The sequence below is a fragment of the Streptomyces sp. WAC05374 genome (genome assembly GCF_004353505.1).
In the GTDB taxonomy this organism is placed as follows: Bacteria; Actinomycetota; Actinomycetes; order Streptomycetales; family Streptomycetaceae; genus Streptomyces.
Genome location: NZ_SMNQ01000002.1, coordinates 227,292 through 243,604 on the forward strand (window position 1 = coordinate 227,292; position 16,313 = coordinate 243,604).

The 16,313-nt window shown below is 75.1% G+C and carries 18 protein-coding genes; 8 read left to right on the forward strand and 10 right to left on the reverse strand.

All coding sequences use genetic code 11. The annotated features are described in order from the left end of the window. Positions 1-34 precede the first annotated feature (34 nt). On the reverse strand, positions 35-808 hold the full coding sequence (locus tag E2B92_RS06030; protein WP_126889229.1) for a serine protease: 774 nt from the start codon (positions 806-808) through the stop codon (positions 35-37). A gap of 232 nt (positions 809-1,040) precedes the next feature. Between E2B92_RS06030 and E2B92_RS06035 the strand changes: the two genes are divergently transcribed. Continuing rightward, on the forward strand, positions 1,041-1,961 hold the full coding sequence (locus tag E2B92_RS06035) for a hypothetical protein (RefSeq protein ID WP_126889230.1): 921 nt from the start codon (positions 1,041-1,043) through the stop codon (positions 1,959-1,961). Positions 1,962-1,990: 29 nt separating this feature from the next. Here the strand turns inward: E2B92_RS06035 and E2B92_RS33310 are convergent, their stop codons facing one another. Beyond that, the gene (locus E2B92_RS33310) at positions 1,991-2,092 is read right to left on the reverse strand and encodes a YfbM family protein (protein WP_221889203.1); all 102 of its coding nucleotides are present in this window, start codon (positions 2,090-2,092) and stop codon (positions 1,991-1,993) included. Positions 2,093-2,205: 113 nt separating this feature from the next. Between E2B92_RS33310 and E2B92_RS06040 the strand changes: the two genes are divergently transcribed. After that, the gene (locus tag E2B92_RS06040; RefSeq protein ID WP_126889231.1) at positions 2,206-3,678 is read left to right on the forward strand and encodes an ankyrin repeat domain-containing protein; all 1,473 of its coding nucleotides are present in this window, start codon (positions 2,206-2,208) and stop codon (positions 3,676-3,678) included. 35 nt (positions 3,679-3,713) lie between these two features. Here the strand turns inward: E2B92_RS06040 and E2B92_RS06045 are convergent, their stop codons facing one another. The 3 genes from E2B92_RS06045 to E2B92_RS06055 all read right to left on the reverse strand — a co-directional run bounded on the left by E2B92_RS06045 (position 3,714) and on the right by E2B92_RS06055 (position 5,538). Continuing rightward, positions 3,714-3,995 carry a barstar family protein gene (locus tag E2B92_RS06045; protein ID WP_126889234.1) on the reverse strand — a complete coding sequence of 94 codons (282 nt, stop codon included), beginning with the start codon at positions 3,993-3,995 and terminating at the stop codon, positions 3,714-3,716. Further along, positions 3,989-4,375 carry a ribonuclease domain-containing protein gene (locus E2B92_RS06050; protein WP_126889232.1) on the reverse strand — a complete coding sequence of 129 codons (387 nt, stop codon included), beginning with the start codon at positions 4,373-4,375 and terminating at the stop codon, positions 3,989-3,991. The genes E2B92_RS06045 and E2B92_RS06050 overlap by 7 nt, the downstream gene beginning before the upstream one ends. A 170-nt stretch (positions 4,376-4,545) precedes the next feature. Beyond that, positions 4,546-5,538 carry a helix-turn-helix domain-containing protein gene (locus E2B92_RS06055; RefSeq protein WP_126889233.1) on the reverse strand — a complete coding sequence of 331 codons (993 nt, stop codon included), beginning with the start codon at positions 5,536-5,538 and terminating at the stop codon, positions 4,546-4,548. 120 nt (positions 5,539-5,658) lie between these two features. Here E2B92_RS06055 and E2B92_RS06060 point away from each other — a divergent pair, with 120 nt between their 5' ends. Then, entirely contained in the window at positions 5,659-6,924 is a 1,266-nt protein-coding gene (locus E2B92_RS06060; protein WP_133087417.1) for an alpha/beta hydrolase, read from the forward strand. On the opposite strand, the gene E2B92_RS06065 is transcribed toward E2B92_RS06060, so the two are convergent. Both E2B92_RS06065 and E2B92_RS06070 read right to left on the reverse strand, forming a co-directional pair. Further along, positions 6,921-7,841: an SDR family oxidoreductase gene (locus E2B92_RS06065; RefSeq protein WP_126889528.1), complete on the reverse strand. Its 921-nt coding sequence runs from the start codon at positions 7,839-7,841 to the stop codon at positions 6,921-6,923. The two genes, E2B92_RS06060 and E2B92_RS06065, sit on opposite strands and share 4 nt — an antisense overlap. Then, the gene (locus tag E2B92_RS06070) at positions 7,838-8,701 is read right to left on the reverse strand and encodes an SDR family oxidoreductase (protein ID WP_133087418.1); all 864 of its coding nucleotides are present in this window, start codon (positions 8,699-8,701) and stop codon (positions 7,838-7,840) included. The genes E2B92_RS06065 and E2B92_RS06070 overlap by 4 nt, the downstream gene beginning before the upstream one ends. Before the next feature lie 66 nt (positions 8,702-8,767). Between E2B92_RS06070 and E2B92_RS06075 the strand changes: the two genes are divergently transcribed. The 5 genes from E2B92_RS06075 to E2B92_RS06095 are packed head-to-tail and all read left to right on the forward strand — an operon-like array spanning position 8,768 to position 13,026. Next, complete coding sequence (locus E2B92_RS06075; protein WP_133087419.1) at positions 8,768-9,523, forward strand: enoyl-CoA hydratase family protein; 756 nt, start codon at positions 8,768-8,770, stop codon at positions 9,521-9,523. Beyond that, a complete protein-coding gene (locus E2B92_RS06080; protein WP_126887182.1) occupies positions 9,520-10,371 on the forward strand; it encodes a CoA transferase subunit A in 852 nt (283 codons plus the stop codon). Before E2B92_RS06075 ends, E2B92_RS06080 begins: the two co-directional genes overlap by 4 nt. Next, positions 10,368-11,096, forward strand: a complete 729-nt coding sequence (locus tag E2B92_RS06085) for a CoA-transferase subunit beta (RefSeq protein ID WP_126887183.1) — start codon at positions 10,368-10,370, stop codon at positions 11,094-11,096. The genes E2B92_RS06080 and E2B92_RS06085 overlap by 4 nt, the downstream gene beginning before the upstream one ends. Continuing rightward, positions 11,093-12,154, forward strand: coding sequence for an NAD(P)H-dependent flavin oxidoreductase (locus E2B92_RS06090; RefSeq protein WP_126887184.1), 1,062 nt, complete (start codon positions 11,093-11,095; stop codon positions 12,152-12,154). The genes E2B92_RS06085 and E2B92_RS06090 overlap by 4 nt, the downstream gene beginning before the upstream one ends. Then, the gene (locus tag E2B92_RS06095) at positions 12,151-13,026 is read left to right on the forward strand and encodes a tyrosine-protein phosphatase (protein WP_126887185.1); all 876 of its coding nucleotides are present in this window, start codon (positions 12,151-12,153) and stop codon (positions 13,024-13,026) included. The genes E2B92_RS06090 and E2B92_RS06095 overlap by 4 nt, the downstream gene beginning before the upstream one ends. Before the next feature lie 13 nt (positions 13,027-13,039). Here E2B92_RS06095 and E2B92_RS06100 read toward each other — a convergent pair whose 3' ends face one another. The 3 genes from E2B92_RS06100 to E2B92_RS06110 form a co-directional block, all read right to left on the reverse strand. After that, positions 13,040-14,653, reverse strand: a complete 1,614-nt coding sequence (locus tag E2B92_RS06100; RefSeq protein ID WP_126887186.1) for a DEAD/DEAH box helicase — start codon at positions 14,651-14,653, stop codon at positions 13,040-13,042. Between the two features lie 115 nt (positions 14,654-14,768). After that, positions 14,769-14,972, reverse strand: a complete 204-nt coding sequence (locus tag E2B92_RS06105; protein ID WP_005318814.1) for a cold-shock protein — start codon at positions 14,970-14,972, stop codon at positions 14,769-14,771. Positions 14,973-15,148: 176 nt separating this feature from the next. After that, complete coding sequence (locus E2B92_RS06110) at positions 15,149-16,306, reverse strand: acetyl-CoA C-acetyltransferase (RefSeq protein ID WP_126887187.1); 1,158 nt, start codon at positions 16,304-16,306, stop codon at positions 15,149-15,151. Between the last annotated feature and the right edge of the window lie 7 nt (positions 16,307-16,313).

Genomic DNA, 16,313 nt, shown 5'->3' on the forward strand with positions numbered 1-16,313 from the left:
GCGGGCCCCGCCGGGCCCGCCCCCCTCGGTGGCGCTAGAGGGTGGCCGCCGCCGACTTGATGGCGGAGGCGAAGGTGGACACCTCGGTGTACACCCCGGGGTAGTCGGGCCGTGCGCACCCCTGGCCCCAGCTCACGATGCCGACCTGTATCCACGCGCCGGCGTTGTCGCGGCGGAACATCGGGCCGCCGGAGTCGCCCTGGCAGGTGTCGACGCCGCCCTGGGGCAGCCCGGCGCAGATCTCCTCGGCCGGGACGAGGTCGTTGCCGTACGCCTCGCGGCAGGTGGCGTCGGAGACGAACGGGACGGTGGCCTTGCGGAGGTAGCGCTGCTGCGGGCCGCCCTCGCGGGTGGCGCCCCACCCGGCGACGGTGAAGGTGCCGCTGTTGTAGGCCGTGTTGGTGGCGATGTTCAGCGTGGGCAGGTTGATCGGCCGGGCGAGCTTGATCAGTGCCCAGTCCTTGCCCTGGCCGTTGTAGCCGGGGGCCTGGAGGACCTTGGTGGAGCGGACCTTGATGGCGCTGGAGCTCTGGAGGTCCACGACTCCGGCGGTGGCGGTGATGCTGGTGTTGTTGCCGGAGCCGCTGACGCAGTGGGCGGCGGTCAGCACGATCTGCTGGGTGAGCAGGGAGCCGCCGCAGCCCATGGAGAGCCGGACCATCCAGGGGAACTCGCCCTGCGCGGCGGTCGTCCCGCCGACGACGGGCGCGGGTGCGGCGTGGGCGGAGGTGGGCTGGAGGCTGACCGCGGCGAGGACGACGGCGCCGGCCGCGGCGCATCTTTTGAGGGCGCGAAGAAGCTTGGACAACTGTCTGCCTTTCGTGGGGGGTTGAGCCTTGCGCGCACGACGGGCCCCTGCCGTGGGCAGCTCAGTGACATGAGCCCGTCAAGGCGTGCCGAGGATTATCCGGAGGCGGTCGGCGCCCTCACAAGGCCGTGTTTTCGGCCATCGCACTGTTCTTCGACACCTGGGGAGCGCCCCCGGGGCTCGTACAGTGGAATCAGTGGCAGGGGGCGACGTCGCACATGGGGGTAGGGACGTGGCGAACGGCAGTGAGGTCGTGCACGGATACCCGCACCTCGACACCGTGCGGGCCGCCATCACCGCCCTGTACCGGCGGCTGACGCAGGAGGGGCTGTACGCGTACGCCGTGAGCGTCGCCGCCGCCGACGTGGCCTTCGCGGACGACGACGACCTCCACCTGGGCACCCAGCGGGTCGCCCACGCACTCGTGCAGCAGTTGCGGCTGCCGGACGCGCGGATGATCGTCAGCTTCCGGGAGATGACCCACGCGGCGAGCGTCGAACTCGCGGCGGGCCCGGAGTACTTCATCGAACTGAACGACCGGTTCCGCACGCATCGCCGCGACATCGGGGCGGCCCTCGCCCACGAGATCACCCACGTGCTGCTGCACCGGCTCGGCCTGAGCTTCCCCGGTACGCGGGACAACGAGATCCTCACGGACACCGTGACGACCTACCTGGGGGCCGGCTGGCTGCTGCTGGACGCCTACCGGGAGGACGGGGTGTCGAGCCAGAAACTGGGCTACCTGACCCCGGAGGAGTTCGGGTACGTCCTGGCCAAGCGGGCGCTGGCGTTCGGCGAGGACCCCTCGCCGTGGTTCACCAGCCCCCAGGGGTACGGCGCGTACACCGACGGACGGGCACTGGCCCTGCGCGACGGGCGGCAGCCCCCGCTCACCGCGGCGGGCTGGGCGGGCCGGCACCGGTACGCCAAGGACCGCCGGCACGCCCAGGACCACGGCCCCGTCGCGCCCGGCACCTCCGACCCGTCCGCCGGGCCCGGGCTGCCGTACGCCTTCGAGGGCGGCGGCCGTGACGCCGCCCTGCGGGTGTCCTTCCCCTGCCCCACCTGCCGGCAGCGCATCCGGGTCCCGGTACGGGGACGGGTCCGGGCGCGGTGCGGCCTGTGCCGGACCGTTCTGGAATGCGACACCTGAGGTTCTCGGGCTCGGCGCGGGGCCACGTCTCAGGCCCGCACCGCCTTGACGACGGCGTGGCCGGCCGAGGCCGCGCGCCCGTGGAAGACCTGGAGGCCCCGGTGATGTTCCAGGAGTTCCTCCCTGGTCAACCTGCGCGAGGGCACTGACAGCCACGGTGTCGTCGACGGGTTCACGGCAGGGCCCCGGACGCGCCGGGAAAAAGACGTGGCGCGGCGGGGCCGGGCTGGTGAGGGTCTTGAGCATGACCAAGGACACGGCGGGCTTCTTCGAAGCCGTTCACGGGGGCGACGAGGACACGGTGGTCCGGCTGCTGCGGGCGGGCGTGCCCGCCGAGGCGGCCGACGGGGACGGGGACACCGCCCTGTACCTGGCGGCGGTGAGCGGCCACGCGGGGATCGTGCGGCTGCTGCTGGCCGCCGGGGCCGACCCCGGGCGGGGCAGCGGGCGGGGCGCCGGTGACCTGCCGCTGTGCGGGGCCGCGTGCGGCGGGCACACCGACGTGGTGCGGGCGCTGCTGGCCGCCGGGGCGCGGCCGGACCAGCGGGAGGAGTTCGGGTTCACCGCACTGGCCTGGGCGGTGCGGCAGGGGTTCGCCGACACCGTCGGGGTCCTCCTGGAGTACGGGGCCGACCCCGGCCTGCCCGGGCCGCCTCCCGGTGGGGAACCGCCGCTGGTCGCCGCCGCCCGCCGCGGCTCGCCCTCGGTGGTGCGGGCGCTGCTGGAGCGGGGGGCGCCGGGCCGGCGGGAGGCGCTGGACGAGGCCCGCCGGTGGGCCGCGACGGATGTGGCGGAGGTGCTGCGGCGGGACCTGGTGGGGGCGCACGGGCCGGAGGGTCACGAGGTCGTCACCCGGCGCGTCCCGGAGGACGGCGGGGTGACCGTCGTCGTGGAGCTGCTGCGCGACGGGGTGCCCGGCGCGGGTGCCGAGCAGCAGACGGGTCACGCGGCGATCGTCACGCTCCTGGAGGCCGCGCTGGGCGTCCGCGCCGGGCACGAGGAACTGGCCGCGCGGGCGCTGGGCTGCGGCGACCCGGGGCAGGACGACTGGACCGAGGCGGTGGGTGAGCTGTGGCGGCGCGGCGACGGGGAGACGTTCCGGGCGGCGGTCGCCTGGACGGCGAGCGGTGACCCGTTGCGCCGGGCCCTCGGGGTGGACGTCCTGTCCCAGGTGGGCGGGGTGCGGGCGTTGCCGGTGTTGCGGGAGGTGGCCCGGGAGGCGCGGGAGGCCGAGCTGGTGGCGGTCGTGGTGGCCGCGCTCGGGCGGCACGGCGACCCGGCCGCGCTGCCCGAGATCCTCCGGCACGCCGCGCACCCCGACGCCGGGGTACGGCGCGGGGTCGCCGTGGCGCTGACCGGCCTGGTGCCGGCCGGGCACCGCGAGGGCGTGGAGGCCTTGATCGGGCTGAGCCGCGACACGGTTCCCGGGGTCCGCGACTGGGCGACCCTGGCGCTGGCGGAGGCGCCCGACGACTCCCCCGCCCTGCGGGAGGCCCTGGCGGACCGGCTGGACGACCCCGACCCGGACACGGCGGCGGAGGCCGCCCGGGGCCTGGCGAGGCGTCAGGACGGGCGGGCCTTGGAGGCACTGGCCCGTGTCCTGGGCAGCCGGGCACCGGGCGATTCCGCCCGGGAGATCGCCGAGGCGGCCCTGGAGCACGTACGGGACGGACGCGTCCGGCGCCGCCTGGAGCACACGCTGCCGCGCCGCCGCTGACCCGGCGGTGGCGCGGGGTCGGCGGTGGCGCGGGGTCAGCGCAGCCGGAGCGCGCCGGGCGCCCGCTCCTCCATGATGTCCACGAGCTCGTCGAAGACGGCCGCTCCGAGGGCGCGGCGCGAGAACTGGTGGTCGCGCCATTCGATGACGAAGTCGCCGTCCTCCGGCGTGCCGAACCCGCCGCTCAGGCAGTCCGCGAACGCGTCGAGGTTGCGGCCGAAGTAGCCGCCGGGTCCGTTCACGGCCTCGCCGACGGCCTGCCAGAAGCCGGCCAGTGCGGTGACCCGGCGGCCCTCGATGACGTACACGCTCAACAGGTGTGGTCGACCAGGTCGAAGGAGGCGTAGTGGTCGGCGGTGTAGTAGTCCTCGCGGTCGGCCTCGCCGGTGACGATGCGGCGGGCGCCGCGGGTGTCCGCGCCGGGGGTGATGACCGTGTACTCGTGGTAGTACCCGGTGGTCCGGCTCGGCAGGATGCCTTCGCGGTTGCGGAAGACGGTGTCGTCCTGGGGGAAGGGGTAGGGGCCGTCGCTCTCGATGAGGCGGAGGGTGTCGTGCGCCTGCGCGGGCAGGTCGGAGTGACAGATCTCGCCGACCGCCGTGATCGCCGTGGGGGCGGCCGTGGCCGGGCCGGCGAGGAGGGTCGACAGCAGCGCGGCCGCGCCGCCGAGCAGGGTGAACCGTGGGGGGATTCGCATACGCCGATGATGACGCGTGTAGATGTGGCCATGTCAACGTCAAGTCCTCGGTGTTCCCCGGATGTTGACGGTTCGGACACGTACGCGGCGAGACGGTGAACGTCTCCTTCGTACGGCGTGTCCGGCCGCGCGTCCGGCCGGCGTGTCCGGCCGGCGTGTCCGGCCGGTGGTCAGGGCGGTGCCGGCCGGGAGCGGCTCGCGGTGTGGCGCCGCACCAGCAGGCTGCCCAGGGCGGTGCGCCGGTGCCGTACCGACTTCCCCGCGCGGACCGTGGTGATCAGGCCGGCACCGCGCAGCGCGGCCGTGTGGGCGGAGACGGTGGCGTTGCTGACTCGCAGCCGCCGTGCCAGGCCGCTGGTGGTGTGCTCGTCCACGAGGAGGAGCAGGACGTCGAGCCGGGTGCGGCCGAGGACTCCGGCGAGCGCCTCCTCGGTGCCGGTGTCCCCGGACGGCGTGAGCGGCACGCCCGGACCGGCCGGGCAGGTCACGGCCGGCGGGTGACCGGGCGGGTCGGCGACGAGGGGGTGGCCGGTCCAGTGGAAGGTCGGCACGAGCAACAGTCCGCGGCCGCCGGGCTCGATGTCCCGCTCCCCCGCCCCCGGCAGCTCCCAGACGCCGTCGTGCAGGCGGCTGCCGGGTACCAGGTCGCCGAGTGCGGCGGCGACGCCGTGCTCGGCCACGGCCAGCGCGTGGCGGGTGAACTCCGCCTGGTGCAGGTCCTGCACACGCGGCCACACCGGCCGCAGGACGGCCTCGAACGCGGCGTGCTGAGCGCGGCGCAGCACGCGCCAGGCGTGGGCGTCGCCGCGGTGCAGGTCCCTCACCCACGGCGGGGGCGGGGCGGGATGGCGGGCGTACACGCGTTCCAGTTCGGAGCGGACCAGTGAGGGACGTGACGCCCGGACGGTGTCCAGCCCCTCCTCCAGCGTGCCGCTGAACACGTCGAGGAAGCGGGGGGCGTCGGTCGCGGGGACCAGGTCGCCCAGCGGTCGCACGGTGGCCGGAAGGGAGTGCAGCAGCCGTTGCCGCCAGTGCCCGGACAGCAGGTCGCCGTCGGGGCGGAACATCGTCATGAAGGCCGCGTTGAGCTCCTGCAGCGGGGCGGGGCGGACGGAGAACCGCACGTGCGCCACGTCCGCGGCGGTGAGGTGGATACGGATCACTGCTCTCCCCGGCGGTGGCGCGCCATCGTTTCGGTCTGGGCCTCAACGATCACCCGGGGGCGCCTCGGCGCGCCAGCATGCGGCTACTGCTCGCAGCACGTCACACCCGAGGAGAGAGCCATGTCGCATGCCGCAACCGACCGGCGGACGGTCGCCAAGTCCGCCCTGCTGGGTGCCTCGTTCCTGCTGTCCGGAGCCGGTGCCGCACCCGCGTGGGCCCGGGCGGGCGCGCGGGGGCGGCCGCGGGGCGGGCGGGACGTCACCCTGGAGCTTCCCGCGCCGACCGGCCCGTACCGGACGGGGATCACCACGCTGTACCTGGTCGACCGTGCCCGGCGTGATCCGTGGGACGCCGCGGTTCCCGTCCGGGAGGTGATGGTCACCGTCCTCTATCCGGCCCGTACGGTACGGGGCCGCCCGCGCGCTCCGCAGATGACCACGGGCGCCGCGCGGGCGTTCGCGGAGTTCGTCCCGTTCGCCTTCCATCAGGAACTGCCGGACGCGGGGGTGGCCTGGGCCGCCACCATGACCCACGCGCACGTGGGCGCGCCCGCCCGGGCCGTGCGCTGCCCGGTGGTGCTCTACAGCCCCGGGGGCGGCGACGCGCGCACCCTGGGCACGTGCACGGCCGAGGAGCTGGCGAGCCGCGGCTGCGTGGTGGTGACGATCGACCACCCGGGGGACGCCAGCGAGGTGGAGTTCCCCGGTACGACGGCGTACCGCGACCGGGTGGTGCGCCCGACCGTCTTCACGGGGGACCCCCGGACCGGTCCCGGGATCTTCCGCACCATGATCGAGGCCCGGGTCGCGGACATCCGTTTCGTCCTGGACCGGCTGGCGCTCCTGGCGGCGGGGTGCGCCGCCGACGCGGCCGGCCGGCCGCTGCCGGAGGGCCTCGGGCGTGCGCTGGACCTGCGCCGGGTCGGCGTCTACGGCCATTCGGCGGGCGGTACCGCCGCGGCCCAGGCGCTGTACGAGGACCGGCGCATCGCCGCCGCGATCGACATGGAGGGCTTTCTGGACCATCCGCCACTGGAGCCCGGCGGGGCGGGGGAGCTGTTCCCGGTCGCCCGGTACGGGGTGGGGCGGCCACTGCTCCTCCTGGGGACGGACGGCTTCACCGGCCGGCACGCCCTGGAGCCGTCCTGGTCGGCCGTGGCGGCCCGCTCGGGCGGGTGCGTCCGCCGGGGGCGGCTCGATCGCGCCGCGCACGCGGTGTTCACCGACTATGCCGCGATGGCGCCGCAGTTGCAGGCCGCCGGGCTGATGACCGCCACGGAGCGGATCGGCCTGGTGGGGGCGGTCGGCCCCGCGGCGGCGGTGCGCGCGGTACGGCGGCGGGTGGTCTCCTTCTTCGGCCGCCACCTGCCGGTGCGGGGCGTCTAGGAGGCGCCGTACACCGGGAGCGGTGGTGGGGCGGCGGAGAGGAGGGCGCGGGCGGTGGCGCCGGCTTCGGTGGGGGTGCGGCGGGCCGCGTGGTCCGCGGTGGGGCCGGGGCGCCAGCCGTTCATGACGGTGATGCGGCCGCCCTCCGCCTCGAAGACCCGGCCGGTGACGCCCTCGCTGGCCGGGGAGCCGAGCCAGACGACGAGCGGGGAGACGTTCTCGGGTGCCATGGCGTCGAACCCGCCGTCGCGGGGGGCGGCCATGGCGGCGGCGAAGGTGCGTTCCGTCATGCGGGTGCGGGCGGCCGGGGCGAGGGCGTTGACCTGGACGCCGTAGCGGGCGAGTTCGGCGGCCGCGACGAGGGTGAGGGCGAGGACGCCGGCCTTCGCGGCGGCGTAGTTGCCCTGGCCGACGCTGCCCAGCATTCCGGCGCCGGAGCTGGTGTTGACGACCCGGGCGGTGGGCGTGCGGCCCGCCTTGGCCTCGGAGCGCCAGTGGGCGGCGGCGTGCCTCAGGGGCAGGAAGTGGCCCTTGAGGTGGACGCGTACGACGGCGTCCCAGTCGTCCTCGTCGAGGTTGACGAGCATCCGGTCGCGCAGGAAGCCCGCGTTGTTGACGAGGGTGTCCAGCCGCCCGAAGGCGTCGAGGGCGGTGGTGACGAGCGAGGCGGCGCCCTCGGTGGTGGCCACGTCGCCGCCGTGGGCGACGGCCCGGCCGCCGGCGGCCCGGATCTCGTCCACCACCCGCCGGGCGGGGCCGTCGGCCGCCGGGGTGCCGTCCGGGCCGACGCCCAGGTCGTTGACGACGACGCGGGCGCCCTCGGCGGCGAAGGCCAGGGCGTGGGCGCGGCCGAGGCCCCGGCCGGCGCCCGTGACGGCGACGACGCGGCCCGCGCAGATGCCTGCCGGTGCGGTCATGGGGAAACCTCCTTGTTGACGGTTGCGGCGTCCAGGAAGGCGGGGCGTTCCCCGCCGCCGTGGACCAGCAGCGACGCCCCGGTGAGGTAGGCGGCGCGGTCGGAGGCGAGGAAGACCGCCGCGTCGCCGACGTCCGACGGTTCGGCGAGCCGCCCCAGCGGGACGGTGCCGGCGACGGCCGCGACGCCGGTGTCGTCGCCGTAGTGCAGGTGGGCCTGCTCGGTGCGGACCATGCCGAGGACCAGGGTGTTCACCCGTACCTCCGGCGCCCACTCCACGGCCATCGAGCGCGCCAGGTTCTCCAGGCCCGCCTTGGCCGCGCCGTACGCCGCCGTGCCGGGCGAGGGCCGTGTGCCGCTCACGCTGCCGATCATGAGGACGGAGCCCCGGGCGGCGCGCAGGTGCTCGTACGCGGCGAGCGAGACGGTCAGCGGGGCGAGCAGGTTCAGGCCCACCACGCGCGCGTGGTGCTCGGCGGTGCCGTCGGCCAGAGGGCGGTACGGCGTGCCGCCGGCGTTGTTCACGAGCACGTCCAGGTGCCCGTGGTCCTCCGTCACGCCGGCGAAGAGGGCCTGGACGGCGGCCGGTTCGCGTACGTCCAGGGGGTGGAACCCGGCCCGGCGGCCGGCCGCCTCGACCGGCTCGGGCGGCGGGCGGCGCGCGCAGACCACGACGTGCGCCCCGGCCGCGAGGAACGCCCGGGCGATGCCGGCGCCGACGCCGCGCGTGCCCCCGGTGACGACGACGACCCGCCCCTCGAGGCTCCCGGCCCCCGTCCGCCCCGGCGGGCCCCCCGTCCGCCCCTCCGGCTGCCCGGTGTCGTGGCTCGGTGCTTCCGTGGGCCTCCCGCCTGGTTCCATCCGCTGCTACCTTCCTCCCTCAACAGCGCCTAACAAATGTTTGGTGGAAAGGTAGCTGATCCGCTCATGGGTGTCTCCACCACGCGCCCCGCCAAGGGCGTCACGCTCGTCGAGGCCGACTTCCCGCCCGTCAACGCCCTGCCCGTACGGGGCTGGTACGAGCTCGCCGACGCCGTGCGCGCCGCCGGGCGCGATCCGGACACGCGGTGCGTCGTCCTGGCCGCGGCGGGCCGGGGGTTCAACGCGGGGGTGGACATCCGGGAGTTGCAGCGGGACACCCCCGACCGCAGGGCGCTGATCGGGGCCAACCGGGGCTGCGCGGAGGCGTTCTCGGCGGTGTACGAGTGCGAGGTCCCCGTCGTCGCGGCGGTGCAGGGGTTCTGCCTGGGCGGCGGCATCGGGCTCGTCGGCAACGCGGACGCGATCGTGGCCTCCGAGGACGCCACCTTCGGGCTGCCGGAGCTGGACCGGGGCGCCCTGGGCGCCGCCACCCATCTGGCCCGGCTGGTCCCCCAGCACCTGATGCGGGCGCTGTACTACACCTCGCGCACCGCCACCGCCGCCGAGCTGCACGCCCACGGGTCGGTGTGGCGGGTCGTGCCGGCCGCCGGCCTGCGGGACGCGGCCCTGGAGCTGGCGCGCGAGATCGCCCGCAAGGACGGCGGGCTGCTGCGGCTGGCGAAGGCCGCCATCAATGGCATCGACCCCGTCGACGTGCGCCGCAGCTACCGCTTCGAGCAGGGCTTCACCTTCGAGGCGAGCCTGAGCGGGACCGCCGACCGCGTACGCGGCACCTTCGGCGAGGAGGGGACGAGGACGTGACCGACAAGACGATGACACCCGACGAGGTGGTCGCGCGCCTGCGCAGCGGCATGACGATCGGCATCGGCGGCTGGGGCTCGCGCCGCAAGCCCATGGCCCTGGTGAGAGCACTGCTCCGGTCGGAGATCACCGATCTGACGGTGGTGTCGTACGGCGGCCCCGACGTCGGCCTCCTCGCCGCCGCCGGCCGCGTCCGCAGGCTCGTCACCGCCTTCGTCACCCTGGACTCGGTCCCCCTGGAGCCCCACTTCCGGGCGGCCCGCGAGCGCGGCGCCCTCGCGCTGACGGAGTACGACGAGGCCATGGTCGCGCGGGGCCTGGAGGCGGCCGCCCACCGGCTGCCCTTCCTCCCCGTCCGCGCGGGCCTCGGCTCCGACGTCATGCGGGTCAATCCCGGGCTGCGCACCGTGCGGTCACCCTACGAGGACGGCGAGGAGCTCGTCGCGGTGCCCGCGCTGCGCATGGACGCCGCCCTGGTCCACGTCAACCGCGCCGACCGGCTCGGCAACGGCCAGTACCTGGGCCCGGACCCGTACTTCGACGACCTGTTCTGCGAGGCCGCCGACAGCGCGTACGTGTCGTGCGAGCGGCTCGTCACCACCGCCGAGCTGACCAAGGGCGCCGCCCCGCAGACGCTGCTGGTCCGGCGCCCGTACGTCACCGGGGTCGTCGAGACACCGAACGGCGCCCACTTCACCTCCTGCGCCCCCGACCACGGGCGCGACGAGGCGTTCCTGAGGCTGTACGCGAGCACGCCCTGGGACGAGTTCGCCGGCCGTTTCCTGTCGGGCGGCAGCGAACGCGCCTACCAGGCGGCCGTCGCGGCGTGGCGGGAGGGACGGCGATGAGCCCCTCCCGGGCCGAGTACTGCGTGGTGGCGTGCGCCGAGGCGTGGCGCGGCGACGGCGAGGTCCTCGCCGCCCCCATGGGCCCGATCCCCTCGCTCGGCGCGAGGCTCGCCCGGCTCACCTTCTCCCCCGACCTGCTGCTCACCGACGGCGAGGCGATGCTCGTCCGGCCCGACGGCACCGTCGAGGGCTGGCTGCCGTACCGCCACCACCTCGCCCTGGTCGCCGGCGGCAGGCGGCACGTGATGATGGGCGCGAGCCAGCTCGACCGGTACGGCAACCAGAACATCTCCTGCATCGGCGACTGGGCACGGCCCGCCCGCCAGCTCCTCGGGGTGCGCGGCGCGCCCGTCAACACCCTGAACAACGCGACCAGTTACTGGGTGCCCCGGCACTCGCGCCGCGTCTTCGTCGAGCGTGTCGACATGGTCTGCGGGGTCGGGTACGACCGGGCGGGGGCCGTGGGGGCCGCGTACCACCGCATCCCGCGCGTGGTCAGCGACCTCGGGGTCTTCGACTTCGCCACGCCCGACCGCTCGATGCGGCTGGTCTCCCTCCACCCGGGGGTGAGCGTCGAGGAGGTCCGGGCGGCGACCGGCTTCCCCCTGGCGGTCACCGGCGACGTCCCGCACACCCGCGAGCCGACCGGCGCGGAGCTCGCGCTCATCCGCGAGGTCCTCGACCCCGGGGGCACGCGGGAGCGCGAGGCCGGGGCGGCGCGATGAGGACGGCGCTCACCGAGCTGACGGGCGTGCGGTACCCGATCGTCCAGACCGGCATGGGGTGGGTGGCCGGTCCGCGCCTGGTCACCGCCACGGCCCGCGCGGGCGCGCTCGGCATCCTGGCCTCCGCCACGATGACCGTGGAGGAGCTGCGGGCCGCCGTTCTCACGGTCAAGTCCCGTACGGACGCGCCGTTCGGCGTCAATCTGCGGGCGGACGCGTCCGATGCCCGGGAACGGGTGCGGATCATCATCGAGGAGGGCGTACGGGTCGCCTCGTTCGCCCTGGCGCCGTCGCGGGAGCTGATCGCCGAGCTGAAGGACGCCGGCGTGGTGGTGATCCCCTCCGTCGGCGCCCGCCGCCACGCCGAGAAGGTCGAGGCGTGGGGCGCGGACGCGGTGGTCGTGCAGGGCGCCGAGGGCGGCGGGCACACCGGCGCGGTGGCGACGTCCGTGCTGGTGCCGCAGGTCGTGGACGCGGTCGGCATCCCGGTCGTCGCGGCGGGCGGGTTCCACGACGGGCGGGGGCTGGTGGCGGCGCTGGCGTACGGGGCGGCGGGCATCGCCATGGGCACCCGGTTCCTGCTGACCTCCGACTCGCCCGTCCCGGGCCCGGTGAAGGCCGCCTACCTGGCGGCGACGGTCACGGACGTCACGGTGACGACCGCCGTCGACGGTCTGCCGCACCGCATGCTCCGTACCGGCCTCGTCACCTCCCTCGAACGGGAGGGCCGCGTACGGGCGTCGGCGGAGGCGGTGAGGAGGGCCGCCCGGTTGCGGAAGCTGTCCGGCCTGTCATGGGCACGGATGCTCCGGGACGGGCGGGCCATGAAGCGCGGCAGGGACCTGACGTGGAGCCAGGTGCTGCTCGCCGCGAACACGCCCGTACTGCTGCGGGCGTCCATGGTCGAGGGCCGCACCGACCTCGGTGTGATGGCGTCGGGGCAGGTCGCGGGGGTGATCGAGGACCTTCCGAGCTGCGAGGACCTCGTCCGGCGCGTCATGTCCGAGGCGCGTCACGTGCTCCGCGCACTCCCCTCACCCGAAGGAAGCGGGCCATGACCCTGACCCGACGCACCCTCCTCACCACGGCGACGGCGGCGGCGTTCGTCGCGACGACCGGTACGGCGGGCGCGAACACCGCCGGCCGCCACATCCCGCTCCAGGGCGCGGTCAACGTCCGCGACCTGGGCGGTCACCGCACGTACGACGGCGAAACGGTCCGCCCCGGCCTCGTCCACCGGGGCGACGCGCTGCACCGGCTCACCGACGCCGACCTGGTGACCGTCTCCGGCCTCCGCCTGGCGGAGGTCATCGACTTCCGCATCCCGCTGGAGGTCCAGTACGACGGGGCCGACCGGCTCCCCGGGGGCCTCACGCCCGTCTCCCGGCCGGTCACCGACAACGGCCTGTACGCGCGACTGCGCACCGCCATCGGCTCGGCCGACCCGGTGCGGCAGGAGGAGATGCTGGGCGGCGGCAGGGCGGCGGCGTTCATGCGGGAGGTGTACCGCACGTTCGTCACCGGCTCCGCCAACCGGGCGGCGTTCGGCGCGACGCTGCGGGACGTCGCCTCCGCCGGCCGGGCACCGCTGCTGTACCACTGCACGGCCGGCAAGGACCGGACCGGCTGGACGAGCTGGCTGCTGCTGACGGCGCTCGGCGTGCCGGCGAGCGCGGCCCTGGCGGACTACCTGGCGTCGAACACGTACCGCGCCGCGTACGACGCCCGGCTTCGGGCGTACCTGCGGCAGGCGGGGCTGATGCGGAACCCGGACCTGCTCATCCCGTTGCAGGAGGTGCGCCAGGAGTACCTGGACGCGGCGCGGGCGGCGGTGTCCGAGGCGTACGGCGGCCTGTACCGGTACCTGACCGCCGGGCTGGGCCTGGATCACCGCACGCTCGCGGCGCTCCGGGCCCAGCTCGTCGGCTGAGGGCCGGGGCCGGTCAGCCGGAGGTGCGGCGTCCGCCGCGCCCGGCCGGGCGGCCCGTGCCCGTCGCGGCACCGCCGCCGGTGGTGGCGCGCCGGCGGCGCGGGGCGCCCGGCTGGGTACCCGCACCGGTCGCCGGTGCCGCTGCGGTGCCGGTGCCCTGGCCGCTGCGGCGGGGGCGGCGGCGCCGTCCGGGCTTGCCGGAGGCCTGCGCGGCGGGCTGGGCCGGCTGCGGGACCTCGATGGTGACCGGTATGCCGGACGGCTCGCGGGCACCGGTGAGCCGGGCCAGCTCCTCGTCGGAGGACTTCACACGGGCGGCGCGCGGGGTGATGCCCGCGTGGGACATCAGGCGCGTCATGTCGCGCTTCTGCTCGGGCAGGACGAGCGTGACGACGCTGCCGGACTCGCCCGCGCGGGCGGTGCGGCCGCCCCGGTGCAGGTAGTCCTTGTGGTCGGTGGGCGGGTCGACGTTGACGACCAGGTCGAGGTCGTCGACGTGGATGCCGCGGGCCGCCACATTGGTGGCGACGAGGGCGGTGACCTGGCCGTTCTTGAACTGGTCCAGGGTCCGGTTGCGCTGCGGCTGGGAGCGGCCGCCGTGCAGGCCCGCAGCGCGCACACCGCTGGCCAGCAGCCGCTTGACCAGCCGGTCCACGGAGCGCTTGGTGTCCAGGAAGAGGATCACCCGGCCGTCGCGGGCCGCGATGCGGGCGGTGACGGCCTTCTTGTCGGTCTCGTCGGCGACGTACAGGACGTGGTGCTCCATGGTGGAGACCGCGCCCGCCGACGGGTCGACCGAGTGGACGACGGGGTCGGTGAGGAACATCCGCACCAGCCGGTCGATGTTCTGGTCCAGGGTGGCGGAGAACAGCATGCGCTGCCCGTCCGGCTCGACCTGCTTCAGCAGGGCGGTGACCTGCGGCAGGAAGCCCATGTCGGCCATCTGGTCGGCCTCGTCCAGGACGGTGACCGACACCTCGTCGATGCGGCAGTCGCCGCGCTCGATGAGGTCCTTGAGGCGGCCGGGGGTGGCGACCAGGATCTCCGCGCCGCGCCGCAGGGTGCCGGCCTGCCGGCCGATCGACATGCCGCCGACGACGGTGGCGATCCGCAGCCGCAGGGCGGTGGCGTACGGGGTGAGGGCGTCGGTCACCTGCTGGGCGAGCTCGCGGGTGGGGACGAGGACCATGCCGAGCGGGGCCTTCGGCTCGGCGCGGCGGCCGGCGGTGCGGGCGAGCAGGGCGAGGCCGAAGGCGAGGGTCTTGCCGGAGCCGGTGCGGCCGCGGCCGAGGATGTCGCGGCCCGCGAGGGAGTTCGGCAGGGTGGCGGCCTGGATGGGGAACGGCTCGGTGACGCCCTGGGCGGTGAGCGTGGCCAGGAGGGCGGCCGGCATGTCGAGGTCGTCGAAGGCCGCGGCCGGGGGCAGCGCGGGCGTGGCGGTTTCCGGCAGGGTGAACTCGCGCGGGGGCGCGACGGTGCCGCGGCTCGCGCCACGGGCGGCGGCCTTGCCGTTGCCGGCCGCTCTGCCGTTTCCGGCGCCCTTGCCGTTCGCGGGGCGCGGCGCGTTCACGTTCCCAGAGCGGGCGGGGCGCTTACGGGCGGGGCGTTCGGGTCGAGTCGTCGTCATACATTTGCCTTCCTTGGCCTCAGCAGGGCCTGAGCACAGCACAAGCCGGGACCCGCACCTGCGACTGCATGGTGCGGGCCCCGGCTGCGAGATACCGGTGCTGCGTGTCCGGTGATCAGGCGGGGAGGATGTTCTCCGCCTGCGGGCCCTTCTGGCCCTGCGTGACGTCGAAGGTCACCTTCTGGCCTTCCTGGAGCTCACGGAAGCCCGAGGTGGCGATGTTGGAGTAGTGGGCGAAGACGTCGGCGCCGCCGCCGTCCTGCTCGATGAAGCCGAAGCCCTTTTCCGAGTTGAACCACTTCACGGTACCGGTGGCCATAATTTTCTCCTGATGGTGTCGGGGCCCCATCCGGAGAAAGCCGGTAAAACAATAATGCGCCTGAGGAACATTCCCGTCAGGCGCACATAAAGTTCATGGGTACCAAAACTGCAACGTGGACAACCGTAGCACACCACCCCGGCGGGCCGATCGCAACCAGGCACGCTGGAGATCCGCTAGAGCCGCTCGATGATCGTCACGTTCGCCTGGCCGCCGCCCTCGCACATGGTCTGGAGGCCGAACCGGCCGCCGGTGCGCTCCAGTTCGTGCAGGAGCGTGGTCATCAGCCGGACGCCCGTCGCGCCCAGGGGGTGGCCGAGGGCTATGGCGCCGCCGTTGACGTTCACCCGGCCGGGGTCGGCCCCGGTCTCGGCGAGCCAGGCGAGGACGACCGGGGCGAACGCCTCGTTGATCTCGACGAGGTCGATGTCGCCGATGGTCATGCCGGCCCTCTTCAGGGCGTGCGCGGTCGCCGGGATGGGCGCCGTCAGCATGCGGATGGGGTCCTCGCCGCGCACCGACAGGTGGTGGACGCGGGCCCGGGGCGTCAGGCCGTGCGCGGCGACGGCCCGCTCGCTCGCCAGCAGCATGGCCGCCGCCCCGTCGGAGACCTGGGAGGAGCACGCGGCGGTGATGGTGCCGCCCTCCAGGACCGGCCGCAGCCCGGCCATCTTCTGCAGGCTCGTGTCGCGGCGCGGGCCCTCGTCCGCCGTGACCGCCCCGTACGCCACCGTCTCGCGGGTGAAGCGCCCCTCGTCGGCGGCGCGGACCGCACGCCGGTGCGAGCGCAGCGCGTACTCCTCCTGGGCGTCCCGGGTGATGCCCCACTGCCGCGCGATCGTCTCCGCCCCGGCGAACTGGTTGACCGGCGCGTCGCCGTACCGGGCGCGCCAGCCCTCGGAGCCGGCGAAGGGCCCCTGGTCCAGGCCCAGCGGGAGGGTGGCCTGCCGGGACGCGTACGCGATGGGGATCATCGTCATGTTCTGCGTGCCGCCCGCCACGACGAGGTCCTGGGTGCCGGACATGACGGCCTGGGCGGCGAAGTGCACGGCCTGCTGGGAGGAGCCGCACTGCCGGTCGACGGTGACGCCCGGCACCTCCTCGGGCAGTCCGGCCGCCAGCCATGCCGTGCGGGCGATGTCGCCGGCCTGGGGGCCGACCGTGTCCAGGCAGCCGAGGACGACGTCGTCGACGGCGGCCGGGTCGACGCCCGAGCGCTCGACCAGGGCCTTGAGGACGTGGGCGCCGAGGTCGGCGGGGTGGGCGGCGCCGAGGCCCCCTCCTCGCCGGCCGACCGGGGTGCGTACCGCTTCGACGATGTAGGCCTCGCCCATCACATCT

Excerpts from the sequence above, each read along its gene's own strand:
- E2B92_RS06110 (WP_126887187.1), bottom strand. The coding sequence starts at position 16,306 with ATGGGCGAGGCCTACATCGTCGAAGCGGTACGCACCCCGGTCGGCCGG.
- E2B92_RS06065 (WP_126889528.1), bottom strand. The coding sequence starts at position 7,841 with ATGACCGCACCGGCAGGCATCTGCGCGGGCCGCGTCGTCGCCGTCACG.
- E2B92_RS06100 (WP_126887186.1), bottom strand. The coding sequence starts at position 14,653 with ATGACGACGACTCGACCCGAACGCCCCGCCCGTAAGCGCCCCGCCCGC.
- E2B92_RS06040 (WP_126889231.1), top strand. The coding sequence starts at position 2,206 with ATGACCAAGGACACGGCGGGCTTCTTCGAAGCCGTTCACGGGGGCGAC.
- E2B92_RS06095 (WP_126887185.1), top strand. The coding sequence starts at position 12,151 with ATGACCCTGACCCGACGCACCCTCCTCACCACGGCGACGGCGGCGGCG.
- E2B92_RS06085 (WP_126887183.1), top strand. The coding sequence starts at position 10,368 with ATGAGCCCCTCCCGGGCCGAGTACTGCGTGGTGGCGTGCGCCGAGGCG.
- E2B92_RS06105 (WP_005318814.1), bottom strand. The coding sequence starts at position 14,972 with ATGGCCACCGGTACCGTGAAGTGGTTCAACTCGGAAAAGGGCTTCGGC.
- E2B92_RS06050 (WP_126889232.1), bottom strand. The coding sequence starts at position 4,375 with ATGCGAATCCCCCCACGGTTCACCCTGCTCGGCGGCGCGGCCGCGCTG.
- E2B92_RS06060 (WP_133087417.1), top strand. The coding sequence starts at position 5,659 with ATGTCGCATGCCGCAACCGACCGGCGGACGGTCGCCAAGTCCGCCCTG.
- E2B92_RS06075 (WP_133087419.1), top strand. The coding sequence starts at position 8,768 with ATGGGTGTCTCCACCACGCGCCCCGCCAAGGGCGTCACGCTCGTCGAG.
- E2B92_RS06070 (WP_133087418.1), bottom strand. The coding sequence starts at position 8,701 with ATGGAACCAGGCGGGAGGCCCACGGAAGCACCGAGCCACGACACCGGG.
- E2B92_RS06090 (WP_126887184.1), top strand. The coding sequence starts at position 11,093 with ATGAGGACGGCGCTCACCGAGCTGACGGGCGTGCGGTACCCGATCGTC.